Origin of the sequence: Deinococcus carri, from assembly GCF_039545055.1 — a bacterium.
GTDB lineage: Bacteria > Deinococcota > Deinococci > Deinococcales > Deinococcaceae > Deinococcus > Deinococcus carri.
Genome location: NZ_BAABRP010000007.1, coordinates 84630 through 102550, shown reverse-complemented (window position 1 = coordinate 102550; position 17921 = coordinate 84630). Strand labels below are relative to the sequence as shown.

Annotated in this window: 16 protein-coding genes and 2 tRNA genes; 10 read left to right on the top strand and 8 right to left on the bottom strand. The window is 67.4% G+C overall.

Annotated elements, in window-relative coordinates; translation table 11 throughout:
• Positions 1-42 precede the first annotated feature (42 nt).
• The 3 genes from ABEA67_RS10730 to ABEA67_RS10720 all read left to right on the top strand — a co-directional run bounded on the left by ABEA67_RS10730 (position 43) and on the right by ABEA67_RS10720 (position 2453).
• The gene (locus ABEA67_RS10730) at positions 43-636 is read left to right on the top strand and encodes a helix-turn-helix transcriptional regulator (protein ID WP_345464963.1); all 594 of its coding nucleotides are present in this window, start codon (positions 43-45) and stop codon (positions 634-636) included.
• Positions 637-1165: 529 nt separating this feature from the next.
• Positions 1166-1729, top strand: a complete 564-nt coding sequence (locus ABEA67_RS10725; protein WP_345464961.1) for a class I SAM-dependent methyltransferase — start codon at positions 1166-1168, stop codon at positions 1727-1729.
• Positions 1730-1745: 16 nt separating this feature from the next.
• Positions 1746-2453, top strand: a complete 708-nt coding sequence (locus tag ABEA67_RS10720; RefSeq protein WP_345464959.1) for a metallophosphoesterase family protein — start codon at positions 1746-1748, stop codon at positions 2451-2453.
• A gap of 9 nt (positions 2454-2462) precedes the next feature.
• Here ABEA67_RS10720 and ABEA67_RS10715 read toward each other — a convergent pair whose 3' ends face one another.
• Positions 2463-2924 (bottom strand): DUF6194 family protein, encoded by a 462-nt coding sequence (locus ABEA67_RS10715; protein WP_345464957.1) that lies wholly within the window; start codon positions 2922-2924, stop codon positions 2463-2465.
• Between the two features lie 150 nt (positions 2925-3074).
• Between ABEA67_RS10715 and deoD the strand changes: the two genes are divergently transcribed.
• Positions 3075-3782 carry a purine-nucleoside phosphorylase gene (gene deoD / locus ABEA67_RS10710; RefSeq protein ID WP_345464955.1) on the top strand — a complete coding sequence of 236 codons (708 nt, stop codon included), beginning with the start codon at positions 3075-3077 and terminating at the stop codon, positions 3780-3782.
• 104 nt (positions 3783-3886) lie between these two features.
• Here deoD and ABEA67_RS10705 read toward each other — a convergent pair whose 3' ends face one another.
• Positions 3887-5149: an RsmB/NOP family class I SAM-dependent RNA methyltransferase gene (locus ABEA67_RS10705; protein ID WP_345464954.1), complete on the bottom strand. Its 1263-nt coding sequence runs from the start codon at positions 5147-5149 to the stop codon at positions 3887-3889.
• Positions 5150-5345: 196 nt separating this feature from the next.
• Positions 5346-6599: an MFS transporter gene (locus ABEA67_RS10700; RefSeq protein ID WP_345464952.1), complete on the bottom strand. Its 1254-nt coding sequence runs from the start codon at positions 6597-6599 to the stop codon at positions 5346-5348.
• A 304-nt stretch (positions 6600-6903) separates the two neighbouring features.
• Between ABEA67_RS10700 and ABEA67_RS10695 the strand changes: the two genes are divergently transcribed.
• The 3 genes from ABEA67_RS10695 (at position 6904) to ABEA67_RS10685 (ending at position 11045) form a co-directional block, all read left to right on the top strand.
• Entirely contained in the window at positions 6904-8094 is a 1191-nt protein-coding gene (locus ABEA67_RS10695; protein WP_345464950.1) for a sugar ABC transporter substrate-binding protein, read from the top strand.
• 150 nt (positions 8095-8244) lie between these two features.
• Positions 8245-9669 (top strand): ABC transporter permease subunit, encoded by a 1425-nt coding sequence (locus tag ABEA67_RS10690; protein ID WP_345464948.1) that lies wholly within the window; start codon positions 8245-8247, stop codon positions 9667-9669.
• A complete protein-coding gene (locus ABEA67_RS10685) occupies positions 9666-11045 on the top strand; it encodes a sugar ABC transporter permease (protein WP_345464946.1) in 1380 nt (459 codons plus the stop codon). Before ABEA67_RS10690 ends, ABEA67_RS10685 begins: the two co-directional genes overlap by 4 nt.
• 105 nt (positions 11046-11150) lie before the next feature.
• Here ABEA67_RS10685 and ABEA67_RS10680 read toward each other — a convergent pair whose 3' ends face one another.
• Complete coding sequence (locus ABEA67_RS10680; RefSeq protein WP_345464944.1) at positions 11151-11786, bottom strand: TetR/AcrR family transcriptional regulator; 636 nt, start codon at positions 11784-11786, stop codon at positions 11151-11153.
• A 237-nt stretch (positions 11787-12023) separates the two neighbouring features.
• On the opposite strand from ABEA67_RS10680, the gene ABEA67_RS10675 reads away from it, so the two are divergent.
• Complete coding sequence (locus ABEA67_RS10675; protein WP_345464943.1) at positions 12024-12587, top strand: DUF2231 domain-containing protein; 564 nt, start codon at positions 12024-12026, stop codon at positions 12585-12587.
• 68 nt (positions 12588-12655) lie between these two features.
• Here the strand turns inward: ABEA67_RS10675 and ABEA67_RS10670 are convergent, their stop codons facing one another.
• Entirely contained in the window at positions 12656-12913 is a 258-nt protein-coding gene (locus ABEA67_RS10670) for a hypothetical protein (protein ID WP_345464942.1), read from the bottom strand.
• A gap of 689 nt (positions 12914-13602) precedes the next feature.
• On the opposite strand from ABEA67_RS10670, the gene ABEA67_RS10665 reads away from it, so the two are divergent.
• The gene (locus tag ABEA67_RS10665) at positions 13603-13980 is read left to right on the top strand and encodes an RlpA-like double-psi beta-barrel domain-containing protein (RefSeq protein WP_345464940.1); all 378 of its coding nucleotides are present in this window, start codon (positions 13603-13605) and stop codon (positions 13978-13980) included.
• A gap of 262 nt (positions 13981-14242) precedes the next feature.
• Here the strand turns inward: ABEA67_RS10665 and ABEA67_RS10660 are convergent.
• Together ABEA67_RS10660 and ABEA67_RS10655 are read right to left on the bottom strand one after the other, a co-directional pair.
• A tRNA-Val gene (locus ABEA67_RS10660) sits at positions 14243-14317 on the bottom strand.
• A 33-nt stretch (positions 14318-14350) separates the two neighbouring features.
• A tRNA-Cys gene (locus ABEA67_RS10655) sits at positions 14351-14424 on the bottom strand.
• Positions 14425-14562: 138 nt separating this feature from the next.
• On the opposite strand from ABEA67_RS10655, the gene ABEA67_RS10650 reads away from it, so the two are divergent.
• Complete coding sequence (locus ABEA67_RS10650) at positions 14563-15429, top strand: glycerophosphodiester phosphodiesterase family protein (RefSeq protein WP_345464938.1); 867 nt, start codon at positions 14563-14565, stop codon at positions 15427-15429.
• Positions 15430-15847: 418 nt separating this feature from the next.
• On the opposite strand, the gene thrS is transcribed toward ABEA67_RS10650, so the two are convergent.
• Complete coding sequence (gene thrS / locus ABEA67_RS10645) at positions 15848-17797, bottom strand: threonine--tRNA ligase (RefSeq protein ID WP_345464936.1); 1950 nt, start codon at positions 17795-17797, stop codon at positions 15848-15850.
• Between the last annotated feature and the right edge of the window lie 124 nt (positions 17798-17921).

Here is a 17921-nt window from a genome sequence, read left to right as displayed (position 1 = left end):
ACCATGCCGTCCCCCGCCCCCGCCTCCCCGGTAGCATCGGCTATGGTGCCCGCTTCCACACTCCCGACCGTGCAACTGGCCCTGGGGTCGCCCCTGGTGGCGGCGGGGGTGCGTGCCCTGCTGGCGAGTGTGGGCGTGAGCGTGGTGGAGGAGGGCGGGACCGTGCTGGTCGTGGACGACGCCTGGCTGGGCCGCAGCGCCGAACTCGCCCAGGCGGGCGCGGTGGTCGCGGTCGGGTCGGTCGCCTGGGCGGGGGTGCTGCCGGAGGTCGCGCCGGGGGGCTGGGCCGCCCTGCCCTCCGACGCCACGCCCGCCGAACTGCTGGCCGGGGTTCTGGGCGCGGCGGCGGGCCTCGCGGTGCTGCCGCCCACGCTGCTGCCCCCTCCGTCCCTGAGCGCAGAAGAAGACGAGGAGGAGGACCTGCCCCTGACCGGCGACGTGACCCTGACCCCCCGCGAGCGGGACGTGCTGGCCCTGCTGGCCGAGGGCCTGAGCAACAAGCGGGCCGCCCGCGAACTGGGCGTGACCGAAAGCACCGTGAAGTTCCACGTGCAGGCCGTCTATTCCAAACTGGGCGTGCAGAGCCGCGCAGCGGCGGTGGCACGGGGGATTCAGCTGGGGCTGGTGAGCGTGTAGGCGAGCAACCTGACTCCTGTACCTCACCATTTCCAGAAGACGACGACATTCCTTCTACACTGTGCGCATGTCCCAGGTCGTCAATCCCTTTAGGGCGGTGCCCAGAAAGGTTGCCGAACCTTTCTGGGCCGAACGGAGTGAGAAACCGTGATGAGGGCGGCGCGCAGTGGAGTTGCCGCCCAGGACACGCGGCAACGTAACGGAGCGCCGCCCTAAGGGGCAGGACGCGGCGGCCCGCTACGCTGCCGGACGGCCCTTCTTCCATCCGCTGTTCATGGAGCGGCTCGTCCCCCTGCTGACCGGGCGAAGGCTGGGGGCGGACGTGCGTGCGGTACAGGCCTGTCGAGTGTCGCTCTGGCAGAGGTGGTAGAACTCGTGCTGTCCTTTGATACTAAATTGCGTTGATTCCTAAGGAATCAACCGAGCGGAGCGAGCAGCAAAAACTACGGGGTTGCGGCGATGGACGGACATCTGGCGCTTTCCCAGATGTCCGGGAATCAGAGCAATCCCGTATGACACCTCTGAAGCGATGCTGGCCCACGCCGCTCCGCACGCGCGCGTGCTCTATGCGCAGGCGAGAGCCGAGGCACTGCCCCTGCCCGACCACACCCTTGACGTACTGACCGTCGCCCAGGGCTTTCACTGGTTCGACCAGAAAGCCTTTCTGACCGAGGCGCGGCGCACCCTGGGGCCGACAGGGGTGCTGTTCCTGTATGACCTCTTTTTCCTGGGGCAGATGCCGGGGCGGGAGGATTTCGCCGCGTTCGTGCAGGCGTATGGGCTACGCTACCCGGCCCCACCCCGGCACCGTTCCGCATATGGCTACGGCTTTGGTGTGGCGGAGGCGCGGCAGGCGGGCTTCTCCTTTTGCGAGGAACGCTTCACGCACCCGCTGACCTTCACCCGGCCCGCGCTGGTGGCCTATCTGCTCACCCATTCCAACACCATCGTCGCCACAGAGGGAGGCCGCGAGACGCCGGAGGAGGTGGCGGCCTGGCTCGACCTGGAGCTGCGACCCTTCCTGCCAGATGGAGAGGAGCGGACTCTCCTCTTCGGCGGCCTGCAAATGGTGCTGAGGCCGCTGGCGCTCTGAGCGTTACCCTTCCCCTATGCGCCTCGCCGTTTTTGGAGACATTCACGGCAACCTCCCCGCCCTGCGGGCCGCCCTCACGGACATGCGGGCGCAGGCGTTCGTCTGCCTGGGCGACGTGGCGATGGACGGCGCGTGGCCGCGCGAATGCGTGGCAGAGGTGGCGGCGCTGGGGTGCCCGGTCGTGCGGGGGAATGCCGACCGGGAGATGCTGGAGCCTGTCCGCCCCTTCACGCCGCGCGGCTTCCCGGACGAGCGGGAAATCGGGAACTGGAGCGCCGCGCAACTGACGGACAGCGACCGGGAAGTGTTGCGCGACTACGTGCCTGTGGCCGAACGCCCCGACCTGCTGTGTTTTCACGGCAGCCCCGAGCGCGACAACGAGGCGCTGACGGCGCAGACGCCGGACACGCGGCTGGAAGAGTTGCGCGCCAGCTATGGAACGCATCCCGTCTGGATCGGCGGCCACACCCACAAGCCTCTGCTGCGGACGCTGGACGGCTGGACGCTCCTGAATCCCGGTAGTGTGGGCCTGCCCTTCGAGCGGCGCGGCGAGCGGTACGTGAACCTGGCCCGCGCCGAATATCTGCTGCTGGACCGTGGAACGGGCGGCTGGCAGTCCACTTTCCGCACCGTGCCCTACGACGTGGAGGAGGTGCGGCGGGGCATCCTCGCCTCGGGAATGCCGCACGCGGCGTGGGCGGCGGGGGACTGGGTGGACAGGTAGCGGCGGCCCTTACGCCCCGGAATCCCGGCGATTCGCGCGCGCCCTGACCCGGCGGGCCGCCCGCGCGTGGGCCTCGTCCAGCAGCGGCCAGAGGGTTTGCAGAGTCTCTGCACCGGGGTTGAGGACGCCTATCCAGCCCATCGGCGCGTAGGTGGGATGCGGCATGAGCTGGTCGAGCGCCGCGAAGTCGTGCCCCGTCTCTACCACCGCTGACCCGTCGCCGCGCGGGAGTTCCCCGAACAGCGCGCGGTAGGTTTCCGGGGTCACGCCGACATTGAGTCGGAAGACGCCGGGGCGATCCAGCCGGGCGACCCGCTCGTAGGGGTCACTGGTGACGAGGGTGGCGAAGGGCATCCGGCGGTCCGGATCCAGTTGCCCACAGGCGAAGAAAAAGAAGTCGCCCATAGCCTCGACCACCTCGGTATCCGGGTAACGGTGGACAACAGCCTCGCGGATAGCCTGCTCGTTCATGCTGAACCTCCCCGGAAGCGCGGGCTTCCGACTCCCACGCTGGCTGAGAACCGTGAGCGAACTTCGGGGCAGTCTCTTGAGCCGGCCTTCATCAGAGAGACGCCAGCCACGCTGGGGCAGCCTTCGCACCCACCTGCTAGCCTGTCCCCCATGAGTGTCCACCTGAACGCCCAAACCGGCCAGATTGCCGAAACCGTCCTGCTGCCCGGCGACCCCCTGCGCGCGCAGCACATCGCGGAAACGTTCTTTGAGAACCCGGTGCAGCACAACTCCGTGCGCGGCATGCTGGGCTTTACCGGCACCTACAAGGGCCAGCGCGTCAGCGTGCAGGGCACCGGCATGGGCATCGCCAGCTCGATGATCTACGTGAACGAGCTGATTCAGGACTACGGCTGCCGGAACCTGATTCGCGTGGGCACCTGCGGCAGCTACCAGCCGGACGTGCATGTGCGCGACCTGGTGCTGGCACAGGGGGCCTGCACCGACAGCAACATCAACAATGTCCGTTTCGGCCAGAAGAACTTCGCCCCGATTGCCGACTTCGGCCTGCTGCTGCGTGCCTACCAGATCGCCCAGGAGCGCGGCTTCACCACCCACGTCGGCAACATCATGTCGAGCGACACCTTCTATCACGACGATTTCGACCAGTACAAAATCTGGGCGCAGTACGGCGTGCTGGCCGTCGAGATGGAAGCCGCCGGGCTGTACACCCTGGCCGCCAAGTACGGCGTGAGGGCGCTGACCATCCTGACAGTCTCCGACCACCTCGTGACGCGCGAGGAAACCACCGCCGAGGAGCGGCAGAAAACCTTTAACGGCATGATTGAGGTGGCGCTGGACGCCGCGCTGGGGCTGTAGGAGCGGTCAGCTTTCAGCCATCAGCAGGGGAAGCGAGAACCTTCCCCTGCTCTTGTCGTTTCACACGGCCGCCACTTGCGTCCGCCGGGCCGCTCCGGTGACGCCTACACCGCGCCCCCCGTCCTCCTGAGTCGCGCAATGAAAAAGCCGTCCAGGCCGTCCTCCGGCACCGTCAGCACCCCCTCCCCGGCGGGCGCGACGGGCAGGCCCAGGTCGGGCAGGGGGTCCGGCGTGAACTCGGGATGCGCCGCCAGGAAGGTCCGCACCACCTCCTCCCCTTCCTGCGGGGTCACGCTGCACACGCTGTAGACCAGCAGGCCGCCGGGTTCGACGAGTGCAGCGGCGTTCGGGAGCATCCGGGCCTGGAGGTCGGCCATCTCGGCCACCGCGCCGGGCGTGAGGCGCAGCTTGATTTCCGGGTGGGCGCGCAGGGTGCCGGTGCCGGTGCAGGGCGCGTCCAGCAGCACCAGCGGCGCGGGCGGCACCTTCAGCGGCGTGGTCAGGTCGTGCGTCAGGAAGTCGGCATGCAGGCCCAGACGCTTCAGGTTGGCGCGGGCGGCGGCGTGCTTGCGGGCGGCCACATCCACACTCGTCACCTGCGCGCCCCGCGCGGCCAGCATCGCGGCCTTGACCCCCGCGCCCCCGGCGAGGTCGAGGACGTGCCGGTTCTCCACGTCCCCGAGCGCGTCGACCACACCCAGACTGGCCGGGTTGATGGGCTGGGCCTGCCCCTGGCGGTACGCGGCCGTCTCGCGCAGGGGGCGGGCGAGGGTCACGCGGTCCACGTCATTCGGGCCGGGTTCCACCACGCTGCCCTCGGCCTCCAGGGTCCTGGCCCCCGCTTCCGACAGGCTCAGCCAGAGGGGCTGGGGCTGAAGCTGGTCGGCCAGCACGGCGTCCGCGCGTTCGCCGTAGGCCGCGCGGAAGGTTGCAATGAGCCACTCGGGCAGCGCATAGCGGGTTTCTTCCGTCTCGGCGGGCCGCTCGACGCGCCGCAGCACCGCGTTCACCAGACCGGGCGGGGCCAGACGGGCCATCCGCGCAACGTTCACGTACTCGCTGACGACCGCGTGCGGGGGTGTGCCCAGTACCAGTTTCTCGAAGGTTCCGGCCAGCAGCAGCGCCCGCGTCTTGGGATGCGTCTCGCCCTGGAGCAGCGGGGTCAAGGCGGCATCCAGCATCGGCACATACCGTAGGGTGCCGTAGACGAGGTGCGTCGCTAGGCCCGCGTCCCGCGCAGGCAGCCGCGCCTCCGCGAGCGCCGCGTCCAGCGCCGGGGCCGCGAACGTCTCGCCCGCCAGCACGCGCGTCAGCACACGCACGGCCAGCGCGCGGGCCGGGTTGAAGATGGGGCGGGGGGCAGTCATGAGGGGCAGGATAGAGGGATGAGGGGTGGGGGATGAGGGATGAGCAAGAAAAGGGCGTGCTGGAAGCTGTTTCCTCCTCGCCCCTTGCAACAGCGGGAAGAGGGGTAGCAGGCACCCGCCTGCCTTTTCCAAAAAGCAGAGGCCCCGGCGCACGCCGAAGGCCCCTGCTCATCACCCATCACCCGTCACTCATCCCTCAAACCTGCGCTCCCTCCGCCCCGCGCACCTGGGGCCGGGCAATCAGCGTCCAGACCAGCAGGGCCGCCAGGACACCGCCGCTGAGCAGATAGGGGGCGGCGTGCCCGGCGCTCTGGTACAGGCCGGTCCCGATCAGGGGGCCGGTCATGCGCCCCAGGGCGAGGGCGCTGCTGTTCAGCCCCGCGACCGCGCCCTGCCCGTTGCTTCCCACGCTGAGAGACAGCGCGGCGCTGAGGCTGGGGCCGAGGATGGCGCTGCCGATGCCGATAACGGCGAGGGCGGCGGTGATGGTCCAGTAGGTCGACGTAAGCGGCAGCAGGAACATGCCCGCACCCATCACCAGCAGACCGGCGGCAATCAGCGGGCCGGGAGCGATCTTCTTGCTAAGGGGCCGCATCGCGCCGCCCTGCACCGCCGCCGCGAGCAGGCCGAAGATGGCGAGCATCCCGCCGACCGTCTTCGCCGTCTGGGCCGCCGTGAGGCGCAGCGTGTCCTGCACATAGAAGGCGATGGTCTGTTCCATCCCGACACTGGCGAGGGTGTACAGCGCGCTCACGGCCAGGAACAGCAGGATGCCGGGGTGGCGCAGCAGCGCGCGGCGGTCGCCGGGGGCCGAGGCCGCGGCATCCGCCCGGCGCGTCTCGGGGAGGGCAAAGGCGGCGGCCAGGGCGGTCAGCAGGCCCAGCCCCGCGCTGAAGAAGATGGGCACGGTCAGCCCGAAGCCCGAGAGCAGCCCACCCAGCCCCGGACCGAACACCACGCCCAGGCCAAAGGCCGCGCCGATCAGCCCCATCGCGGCGGCGCGGTCACGAGTGCTGCTCAGGTCGGCCATCATCGCCTGGGCGGTGGGCAGGGTGGCGCTGGAGAGGATGCCCCCCAGCAGCCGGGAGGCGACCAGCAGTACGAACAGCGTTGTGCCCGCCAGGACGCCCTGTGCGCCCAGCGACGCGAGCAGGCCAAACAGCCCGAAGCTCAGCGAGAAGCCCACCAGCCCCAGCAGCAGCACCGGCTTGCGGCCCACGCGCTCGCTGCGGCTGCCCCAAATGGGGGCGAACACGAACTGCGCCAGACTGTAGGCGGTCGAGAACCACCCGATCTGTGTCTCGGTCAGGCCGAGCTGCCGACCCAGCGGAGCGATGATGGGAAACAGCACGCTGAGGCCCAGCATGGCGATGAAGATGGTCAGGAACAGGATTAACTTTGCCCGGCCGACAGACGCCTGCCCGGGGAGAGGAGGAGGAGTGGCAGTCATGCCCCCAGTTTAGCACTTCTCCTGACCGGTCGGTCAGGCGTGGGGGCAGGAGATACCTCCAACCTCCCCCTAGTTTGGAGTCGGTCCAGGAAGGCGGCTTTTTTGTGACTGAGACGTTAAAAAACGCCCATGCCCATCCATTGTCATGTGGCTGTCACCCGTCTATACTTTTTCCAGGTCGCTGCGAAGATGTACGCTGCCGGTGTCATTCCTTTCGAGCAGGACACCCGGCGGCAGGCTGAGCAGGTTGCCAGAGCGACACGCATTCACTGGAAGCGGTTCAACCGCACCTGAAGGAGCAAGGATGAAAAGAGCACTGACTGTTCTGTCTCTCGCCCTGCTGGGCAACGCCAGCGCCGCCACCCTCACCGTGTGGACGCATTTCGGTGCCACCTCTGCAAACGAGCTGACGTGGCTCAAGGACCAGGCCCAGGCCTTCGAGAAGAAGACCGGGAACCGAGTGCAGCTGGTCAACGTGCCCTTCGAGCAGATTCCCGACAAGTTCATCCAGAGCGCGCCCAAGGGCCAGGGACCGGACCTGCTGGTCACGCAGCCCCACGACCGCATCGGGCAGTTTGCCGCGGCGGGCGTCATCGAGCCGATGGACAAGTACGTCACCAGCCGCAGCGACCTCGACAAGACGGCGGTCAATGCCATGACCTACAAGGGCAAGCTGTTCGGCCTGCCCATGTTCGCGGAGTCGGTGGCCGTGGTCTACAACAAGAAGCTGGTGCCCAACGCCCCGGCGAGCTGGAACGAGTTCCTGAAGGTGGCGCAGGCCAACACCGGGGGCGGCAAGTTCGGCTACTTGGAAGACCTCAGCGAGGCCTACCGCAACTACGGCGTCATCAGCGCCTACGGCGGCTACGTCTTCAAGAACAATAACGGCACCCTCAACGTGAAGGACGTGGGCCTCGCCAACGCCGGGGCCGACAAGGCTTCGGCCTTCCTGAACGACCTGCGCTACAAGTACAACCTGGTGCCCGAGGGCGTAAGCAGCGACGCCGCCAAGAGCGCCTTCCTGGACAACCGCCTGGCGATGTTCCTGACCGGCCCCTGGGACATGGGCGACATCAAGAAGGCGGGCATCAGCTACGGCATCATGCCCTTCCCCACCCCTCCCGGCGCGAGCGGCAAGTGGAGTCCCTTCGTGGGCGTGCAGGGCGTGATGCTCAGCGCCTACAGCAAGCAGAAGGCCGCCGCCGCGCAGTTCGCCCGGCAGCTCGTGAGCAGCGACGCGCAGGTGAGCTTCAACAAGGCCGGCGGGCGTATCCCGGTGAGCCTCTCGGCCCGCACCAAGCTCAAGAGTGACCCGGTGGTCGCGGGCTTCGGCCGGACCATCAGCATGGGCACCCCGATGCCCAACGTGCCCGAGATGAGCGCCGTGTGGGGGCCGTGGACCAACGCCATCGCCCAGAGCGTGCAGAAGCCCAGCCCCAACTACACGCAGATCCTCGACAAGGCCGTTCAGGAAATCAACGCCAACATCAAGTGAGGCGTGAGGATGCGCTTCCCTCTCCGGGCGGTGCATCCTCTTTCCGGCTGGTATAGCCCCCTAGAGCAGCGGACAGGAGCGCCCTTTCCTGCCGCTGCTCTTTCGTGCTGCGGCTCGCCGCTTTCCTGAGTTCTGGAGGTTTCTGTCCCCATGACCGCGACCCTGCGTTCCAAGTCCCCGCGCGCCGCTGCTCCCCCGGAGGGCGCGAGCGGCGTGCTGCTGGCAGTCCTCGTGCTGCTGCTGCTGGTGGGCGGCGCGGCCCTGATCGGCTGGCTGCTGTCGGGCCTGACGGCCAGCGTGTTTCCCGAGGCCCCGCCCGCCCTGATCCTGGTGTACGCGCTGGGCGCGCTGCTGCTGGCGATGCCGCTTACTGCCCGCCTCTTTCCCTGGATCACCAACTGGTTTTACCTGCTTCCCGCGCTGGTGTTCCTGGCGGCCTTCACGTTGCTGCCCATCATCATGACCGTGAACTACGCCTTCACCAACTACAGCGGGCAGAACAGCGGCAACCCCGACTCCGCCGTGCGCACGGAAGCGGCCCTGTCGCCCGACCGCCGCACCGTCACGCTGGCCGAGATTCCTGAAGGTGGGAATGTCCAGACGTACCTGAAGTGCAAGGCGGCCACCTGCGCGGGCGACACCCTGGTGCTGCTGGAGGAGGACGCCGTCACGCCCCTGCGGGCACGTATCGCCAGCGCCGCAGGCCGCACGGTCACGCTCGCCGCGCCGGTCGCGCCGGGCTTCGACGTGGCGACCGCCACCCGCCTCAACCGCTACGACTCCGTGGGGCTGGCGAACTTCCGCGAGATCTTCGCCAAGGCGAGCAGCGCCCTGTGGCCGGTCTTCGTCTGGACGGTGGTCTTCGCCTTTTCCACGGTGGTCCTGAATGCCGTCGCGGGTCTGATCCTGGGCATCCTGCTCTATAACAAGCGTCTCAAGGGCCGCAACATCTACCGCACGCTGCTCTTTCTGCCCTGGGCGATTCCCGCCGTGATCAGCGTGCAGATGTGGGCGGCGCTGCTCAACCAGCAGTTCGGCATCGTGAACAAGACGCTGGGGCTGCTGGGCCTGGCCGCCGTGCCCTGGCTGATCGACCCGCTGTGGGCCAAGATCAGCGTGCTGCTGGTCAACCTCTGGCTGGGCTTCCCGTACATGATGACGGCCACCATCAGCGCGCTGGGTACCATCAACGACGACCTGTACGAGGCGGCCAGCATCGACGGGGCGAGCCGCTGGCAGCAGATTCAGAACATCACGCTGCCGCTGCTGCGCCAGTCCTTTACCCCCATCCTGCTGTCGAGCTTCGCCTTCAACTTCAACAACTTCACCATCATCTACCTGCTCACGGCGGGCGGGCCGGGCGGACCCGGCGGGCCTCCGGTCGCGGGGCACGAGAGCACGGCGGGCGGCACCGACATCCTGCTCTCGTGGGGGTACAACAATGCCTTCGGCGCGGCGGGCGGGCAGAACTACGCCCTCGCCAGCGCCATCGCGCTGATCATCTTCTTCCTGACGCTGGCGATCAGCCTGGTGAACTTCAGGGCGGCGGGCGTGTTCGAGGAGGCCCGCCGATGACGGGCGCGGCGCAACCGGCCCCCGAACGGCCCAGCGAGGTCTACGTCCATCGCGAACCCGGTCCCCTCCGCCGCGCCCTGCCGTGGCTGGTGCTGGCCTCCCTGCTGGTGGTGCTGGGCGTGCTGGGCTACTTCCTGGCGAAGAACATGGCGGGCCGACCCAAGAGCTTCACCATCTACTTCGTGGAGGGCGGCTGGAAGAGGTTCCTGCTGGGGCTGCTGGCCGCCTGCGGGGTGCTGGCGCTGACCAGCCTGATCGGGCAGCAGTGGGGCCGCTGGCGCACCGGGCGCAGGATCAGCTACCTCGCCGTGCTGGGGGATCAGCTCACGCACCTGTTTCTGATTCTGGTCGTGCTGATCGCCATCTACCCGCTCTTTTACGTGCTGCTGGCGGCCTTCGACCCGCGCAACAGCCTCTTTGCCTTCCCCAACTTCGGGGACCCCAACATCCTCTACCGCTCGGGGCTGCTGCCCGATGTGGGCAAGCTCAGCCTGGAGAACTTCACGCGGCTCTTTAACGGCGTGCAGATTCCCGCCTGGCAACTTGCCCTGGCGGTGGTGGGCGGGGCGGCGCTGGCCGTGCTGCTGCTGCTGGCGCTGGTAGGCCGCCTGGGGCGCGAGTCGGAGGGCCTCTCGCGTGGCCGCACCTGGGCGCTACGCGTGCTGGCGGTCGCGCTGGCCGTGCTGGTGGTGTTCGTGACCCCCGCGCAGTTCACCGGGCAGGACAACGAGAGCCGCTTCCTGCTGTCGGTCCGCAACACGCTGCTGGTGTCGGGCCTGACGGGCGTGCTGGCCATTCTGCTCTCCACGACCGCCGGCTACGCGATGGCGCGGCTGCGCTTTCCGGGCCGCTTCCAGACGCTGCTGTTTTTCATCTTCATCCAGATGTTCCCGGTCTTTCTGGCGCTGGTCGCCGTGTACGCGCTGATGGTGCTGCTGGGCCTGACCAATACCTTTACCGGCCTGATCCTGGCTTACAGCGGCGGCGCGATCGCCTTCAACACCTGGATTTTCAAGGGGTACGTGGAGTCGCTGCCCGAGTCGCTGGAGGAAGCGGCGATGGTGGACGGCGCGACCCGCTGGCAGACCTTCCTGCGAGTGGTGCTGCCGCTCTCGGGCGGGATGCTGGCCTTTATTTTCCTGAACCAGTTCATCGGCACCTACGCCGAGTTCATCCTGGCGAACGTGCTGCTGACCGGCGTGGAGAAGTGGACGGTCGGCGTGATGCTGCTGAGCTTCACCCAGGGGCAGTTCAGCACCAAGTGGGGCGTGTTCGCCGCTGCCGCCATGCTGGGCGCGCTGCCAATCGTGGCGCTGTTCTACGGTTTCCAGCGGTACTTCGTGGGCGGGGCCGTCGCGGGCGGCGTGAAGGAATAGGGACGGCACGCAGCAAGGTTCAGCGACCTTGCTGCATCGGGCGGACACTCACCCTTTCAAGTCAAGGCCCCCGGCTCGACTCCGGGGGCCTGATTCTGTTTCGGTCTACCCCCCGGCCACCAGGCGGTCAATCACCGCGCGCAGGCCGAAGGCGAGTTCCTCCTCGAAGGAGGGCAGGTCGGCCTGCTCGCGCATCTCGGGCGAGGAGGTCGCGTTCTCGGTCAGTTGCTGCCAACCCAGTGATAGGGCGTACAGGTGCATCAGCAGGCGGCGGGTCACGTCTGGCTCAAAGGGCAGCCGCGCCTCCACATCCTGGGTCAGGCGCTGGAACTCCTGCTTGAACTTCCGGGCGAGTTCCGGGCGTACATTGCGTTCCAGCACGGTGCCCAGCAGGATCAGCAGGCGGCGCAGCGGCTCCTGGTCGCGGGCCGACTGGAGCAGCACCCGCGCCATCTCGTCGGGCGTCTGGGGCTGGCGCTCGTCGAGCAGCGCCGTGAGCTGCTCCAGCCAGCGCTGGAGATGCTCGGCCAGCAGCGCCAGGAACAGCTCCTCCTTGGTCTCGAAATACAGGTACAGCGTCCCCTTGGCCAGCTTCACCTCGCGGGCCACCTGGTTCATGCTCAGCTCGGCATAGGGCGTGGTCGTCCAGAGACGCTCAGCCGCGCGCAGGATGTCGTCGCGCCGCTGGCCCTTCTCCTCGGGGCTGCGGGCGCGGGCGGGACGGGGAGATTCGCTGACCACGGGTCAGATCGTACACCTTCAGGTCTTCCTCAGGTGTGAAGAGCTTCATGCCAGAGTGGTCAGTAAAGAGGCCGGAGCGGCTACCCAACGTCTGTTCCGGTTCATCACACATTCCGTGGTAACGCTTATTTGCCCGTGAGCTGCGCCGCCTCTTGTCTTAAGGCCAGGGCAAGTCCCGCTCACTGAGGTCCCCGGCCCACTGCCTAGGGTGAACAGCAGAGGGGACAAGGAGCGGGTATGGACTCACAGATCAATAACCGGATCGAAGACGCCCTGAGCAATCACGAAGCCCTGGAACAGCTCGCGCAGCGGCTGCAACCGGCCCTGAAGGAGGCTGAGCGCCATCTGCCGGCCGGGGTCCTCCGCCTGCTGCACGGCGAGTCGCTGGGCCACCCCCTGCATCCCATCCTGATTCACCTGCCGCTGGGAGGCTGGTTGATTGCCGGGGTGCTGGACTTCGTACCCGCGTCACCGTCGGCCGAGCGTGAACACGCGGCCGACCTGGCCCTGCTGCTGGGCACCCTCGGCGGAGTGGGGGCCGTGGCGGCGGGCTGGACCGACTGGTCCAACACACGGGGTCAGGCCCGCCGCACCGGGCTGCTGCACGGCACCCTCAACGAGACGGCCCTGCTGCTGAACGCGGCCTCCCTGCTGGCCCGCAAACGGGGTCGGCGCAGGCTGGGCAAGACCCTCTCTGGCACGGCTCTGGGCCTGGCACTCGTCGGCGGCTTCCTGGGCGGGCAACTGGTCTACCGACACGGCCTGGGAGTCGGGCACACCCTGTCGGTTCCCCAGGGCTAGGGCCGCGCCCTCCCCACAGGCGAGAGGCCCCGCATCAAGACGGGGCCTCCGGGCAGTTGGGGACGAGGTCAGCCCTTGGTCGGGTCCAGCAGGTCCGGTCCCTGTTCGCCCACACCCTCGACATGGTCGTCGACGTATTCCTCGGAGGGCCTGGCTCCCTCCACCTGCCGCGCGCCGCGCCCCGGCTGCATATCCAGGCGGTCGGCCTCCGCCTCCGTCAGATCCGTGCTGAAGGTCGGGTTGTTGTCTCCGCCCTCCTTCTGCGCGTTCAGTTCTTCCTGCTCTTGCTGCCGCTGGTTCTGGTCATTCTGATCTTCACGGGTCATCAAAAACCTCCTGGTGAGTCAGGACCCTCTGGTGCAGCCCTGCTGATGGGGGTCAGCATACGCTCCGGGCCACCGGACGCCCTCACAGATAACGGATTCCTCAACCGCGTCCTCAAGCGCAGAGGTGGCGCGCGGTGGAGCGGCCGACCAAGAATGCGGCGGCAGAACGGAGCGCTGGCCTGGGCATCTTCAGAGGCGGGTGGCGGGACCAAAATGCCCCCGCCCACCCCTCTATGGCTGAGACTGACTTTGGCCTCGGACGATACGACCCGGCGTCCAAAAACCTCGACCAGTAGAGGGAAAGTGAAGTTGGGACGGCCCAACCCTTCGCCCTGCACCTGACCTGGGCACATGACGACGACCGCCCGCGACTGCGGCAGGCCGCGGCCCTGTCCGCTGATGGCCCGCAGGAGGAGGAGCGGGACGAGGTCGCCTTCTACGGCGACCTGCTGATGGCGCTGCTCCGCAGGGGCGTGCAGCGGATGGAGTTCAGGCCGCAGGGCGTTCTCGCATTCATGCCGGATGCGCGGGAGCAGGACGGGATTGCCTTTGTAGGTGAGGGGCTGGTGTTCACGCCCCGGTCATGAGGTCCTCTCCGGCCGGGGAGGCGGCGTGGGCGGCACAGAAAGATCATTGTCAAATACGGAGGTTACGGAACCTGGCCTGACAGGGCGCTACCTTGCCGGGCCATGCGACGTCTCATCATTACAGCCCTGGCCGCTCTTGCTGTGGAGAGCGAAGCGGCGACCTACACTCTGAACCGGGTCAGCCATTACAACGCCGTGCGAAGTCAGACCGACCGGAATCCCAGGATGTCCGCTTGCGGCCCGACCCGGAAGGGACAGATCGCACTCAGCCGCGACCTGCTCCGTCAGGTGGGTTGTGGTGCCCACGTGCGAATCACCATCAACGGGAAAAGTCGTGTCTACGTGGTGAACGACACCATGCATCGGCGATACCGCCGCACAGCGGACATTCTGGTGAACCGGGTCGGCACGGCCCGCAAGCTTGGCGTGTCCAGGGGGACGCTCACCGTACTGCGGAAAGGGCGACCTTACCGGGGCTAGCCGCCTGTGCTGAGGAACCTGCTCGGAGCCAGAGCGGGCGTGAGGTGTGCGAGTCTCCTCGGTAAATGGCGAGAAGACGGCAGGTTGCGTGGCGGAGCGTGGTCGAACCCGCGCTGCTGCTCCTGCTGGCGCTGTAGGGCTGGCTCAGTGAGCGGGGAGAAAGACCGCGGGCCTGCTCTGCGACGTGTCGCATCAACATGCTGCGCGGCCCCTGTTGCTGCACATGTCCAAAAAGAAGAACGCCCTCTGGGAGGGCGTTTATTGGTAGAACCGAGGGGATTTGAACCCCTGACCCCTACCGTGTCAAGGTAGTGCTCTACCCCTGAGCTACGGTTCTATACCGGGTGGTGCGTGGGGCAACGAAAAAACTTGGAGGCGCTGACCGGACTCGAACCGGTGGTGGAGGTTTTGCAGACCTCTGCCTTACCACTTGGCTACAGCGCCGCTGCACTCGCCGTGGGGCGGCTGGAAGGCAGGTCCTCTACCAGCGGAAGGAATGTTAGCACGCACCTTCCGGGCTGTAAAGCGGGGCGCGCGGAACAGAGCAGGGCGGTAGGCGGCGGGCGTAGAGTTGAGGGCGTCATGAACCGACTCCTGCTGGCTGCCCTGGGGACGGCGCTGCTGGGGGCCTGTGCGCCCGCGGCCCAACCTACCAATCCTTTCTTGCAGGGCCGGACCCTCAACATCGCGCACCAGGGCGGCGAGGGGCTGCGGCCCAGCAACACGATGCTCGCCTACCGCAACGCCGCCGCACTGGGCGTGGACATGCTGGAGATGGACATGCACGCCACGCGTGACGGCGTGCTGGTACTGTCGCACGACGAGACGCTCGACCGCCTCACCGACACGCGGGGCCGGATTGCCGACATGACGCTGGCGCAGGTGCGGGCGGCAGACGCCGGATACCGCTTCACCCCGGACGGCGGCACCACCTTTCCCTTCCGGGGCCAGGGCGTGCAGGTCGCGCAGCTCTCCGAGGTGCTGGCCGCCTTTCCGAACATGCCGCTGACCATCGAAATCAAACAGGCCTCGCCCAGCATCGCCGCGCCGTTTTGCCGGACTCTGCGGGAGGCGGGTGTCACGGGACACGTCATCGTCGCCAGTTTCAGCGACGCGGCCCTGGCCGAGTTCCGCGCGGCCTGCCCCGAAGTGACCACCAGCATGACCGAAAAGGAGCTGCGCCCGCTGGTGCTGCTGAGCAAGGTGGGCCTCGCGCGCCTCGCCCCACTGCCGGGCCGGGTGGCCCAGGTGCCGGTGCGCTCGGGAAACATTGAGATCGTCACACCCGCCTTCGTGCGCGCCATGCACGCGCGGGGCGTGGCGGTGCAGGTCTGGACCATCGACGACCCCGCCGAGATGCGCCGCCTGATCGGTATGGGCGTGGACGGAATCATCACCAACCGGCCCGACCTGCTGAAGGAGGTGCTGGCGGAGGCGGGGGAACGTTAAGGGGCTTCCAGCCACCAGCTTCCAGCGGCCAGCAGAACAACAGGGGATGATACCGACTTGCTCTGATTCCAGAACATCCGGGAAAGCACCGGACGTTCTCCAGGGGCCGGAGGCTCAGGGGCGGCCCCTCGCCTTTCTTGCTGGGAACAACGTAGGCTGATCCGCTCATGGTCCATCGCCGCCAGCCGGTATTTTTTGCTGCTCGCTCCGCTGCGTACTCGTCGTGAACGGACGCCCATGAGGACGCCACTCCTCAGCTTTGCAAGTCCGCTCGGTTGATTCTTGCGAATCAACGCAATTTGGTATGACGCGCTGTTGTTCGCTCTCGGAGGGCACCAAAGAAAGAAGGGCCAGTCACCCGGACTGGACCCCCCTTGAAACACCGAACTTTCGCTGGCCGCTGGAAGCTGGCCGCCCCCTACGCCCGCGTCCGATAGCGTTCCTGCAACTCGGCCATGAGGTCGGGGAAGGCCACGCCCTTGCGCTCCTTGTGGCCTTCAGGGGTGCGTTCGCGCACGCTGACCTCGCGCTGGGCTTCTTCCTGGTCGCCCACGATCAGCATCACCGGAATCTTGTGCAGCTCGGCGCTGCGGACCTTGGCGTTCATGCGGTTGTTGGAGTCGTCCACCTCGGCGCGCAGGCCCGCCGCCCCCAACTCGTTCGCCAGCGTCTCGGCGTAGGCGTTGTGGCGGTCGGCAATCGGGATGATCATGATCTGGCGGGGGGCCAGCCAGAAGGGGAAGTCGCCGCCGTAGTGCTCGATCAGGATGCCCACGAAGCGTTCCAGGCTGCCGAAGGGGGCGCGGTGGATCATCACCGGACGGTGTTCCTGGCCGTCCTCGCCGGTGTAGGCGATGTCGAAGCGCTCGGGCAGGTTGTAATCTACCTGGATGGTGCCGAGCTGCCACTCGCGGCCCAGCACGTCCTTCACCACGAAATCCAGCTTGGGGCCGTAAAAGGCCGCGTCACCGGGTTCGATGGTGTAGGGCAGGCCGACCTCCTCCACCGCCTCGATGATCTGGCGCTCGGCCACGTCCCACTGCGCGGGGTCGCCCACGTACTTGTCGGATTCGGGGTCGCGCACGCCCACGCGGAAACGCACGTCGTTCATGCCGAAGGTCTTCAGGACCAGCACCGTCAGGTCCAGCACGTCCAGGAATTCCTTCTTGAGCTGGTCGGGCCGCGCGAAGATGTGGGCGTCGTCCTGGGTGAAGCCCCGCACGCGGGTCAGGCCGTTCAGCTCGCCGCTCATCTCGTAGCGGTACACCGTGCCGAACTCGGCCAGGCGCACCGGCAAGTCGCGGTAGCTGCGCGGCTTGCTGGCATAAATCCGCACGTGGAAGGGGCAGTTCATCGGCTTGAGCATGTACTGCTCTTCGTCGACCGTGAGCGGCTCGAACTGACTCTCGGCGTAGTAGGGGTAGTGCCCGGAGGTGCGGAAGAGGTCGAGGTTGCCGATATTGGGCGTCACCACACCCTGGTAGTCCCGCTGGAACTGCTGCTCGCGCAGGAAGCGGGTCAGCTCGTCACGCAGGATCGTGCCGTTGGGCAGCCACATGGGCAGGCCCTTGCCCACCAGCGGGTCGATCAGGAACAGTTCCAGCTCGCGCCCCAGCTTGCGGTGGTCGCGGCGCTTGGCCTCCTCCAGCTTTTGCAGGTACTCGTCGAGTTCCTTCTGGGTGGCAAACGCCACGCCGTAGATGCGCTGAAGGATCGGGTTCTTCTCGTTGCCGCGCCAGTACGCGCCACTGGTGCTCATCAGCTTGAAGGCCCCCGGCAGCTTGCCCGTGTTCGGGAAGTGCGGCCCCCGGCACAGGTCCACGTAGTCGCCCTGCTGGTAGAGGGTGATCGCCTCGTCCTCCGGCAGCTCGCGGATCAGTTCCTGCTTGTAGGGGTCGTGGGGAAACTGCGCCAGGGCCTCCTGCTTGCTGACCTCACGGCGGGAGAAGTCGAGGTTGCGCGAGAGGATATCGCGCATCAGGCGCTCAATCTCGGGCAGGTCTTCCTCGCGCAGCGGTTCGGGCAGGTCGAAATCCTGATACCAGCCGTTCTCGATGGCGGGGCCGACCCCGCGCTTGACGGCCTCGGGACCGTGGCCCCTGGCCCGGTAGAACTCGCCCACCGCCTGGCTCATCACGTGGCCCAGCGAGTGCCGGAAGACGGCGGCAGCGTCCGCGGGGTTCTTTTTGGTGATCAGGGTGATGTTGGCCCCCTCGGGCAGCGGCGTCAGCAGGTCCACCAGGTCGCCGTTGGCGGTGGCGGCCAGGGCGTCCTGCGCGAGGCGGGGACCGATGGCGCGGGCGGCGTCGAGGGCCGTCGCGCCCTGGGGCAGGTCGAGTTGTTTTCCGTCGGGTAACGTGACGTGCATATGGACTCCTTGGAGACAAGAGAAGGCCCGGTCTGGCCGCAAATCCAGCAGAACGCCTGAGAGCCGCGTGGGTTCTCAGGCGCGTGGAGTTCGCGTATCCAGACCGGGACGAAGAGGCATTCGC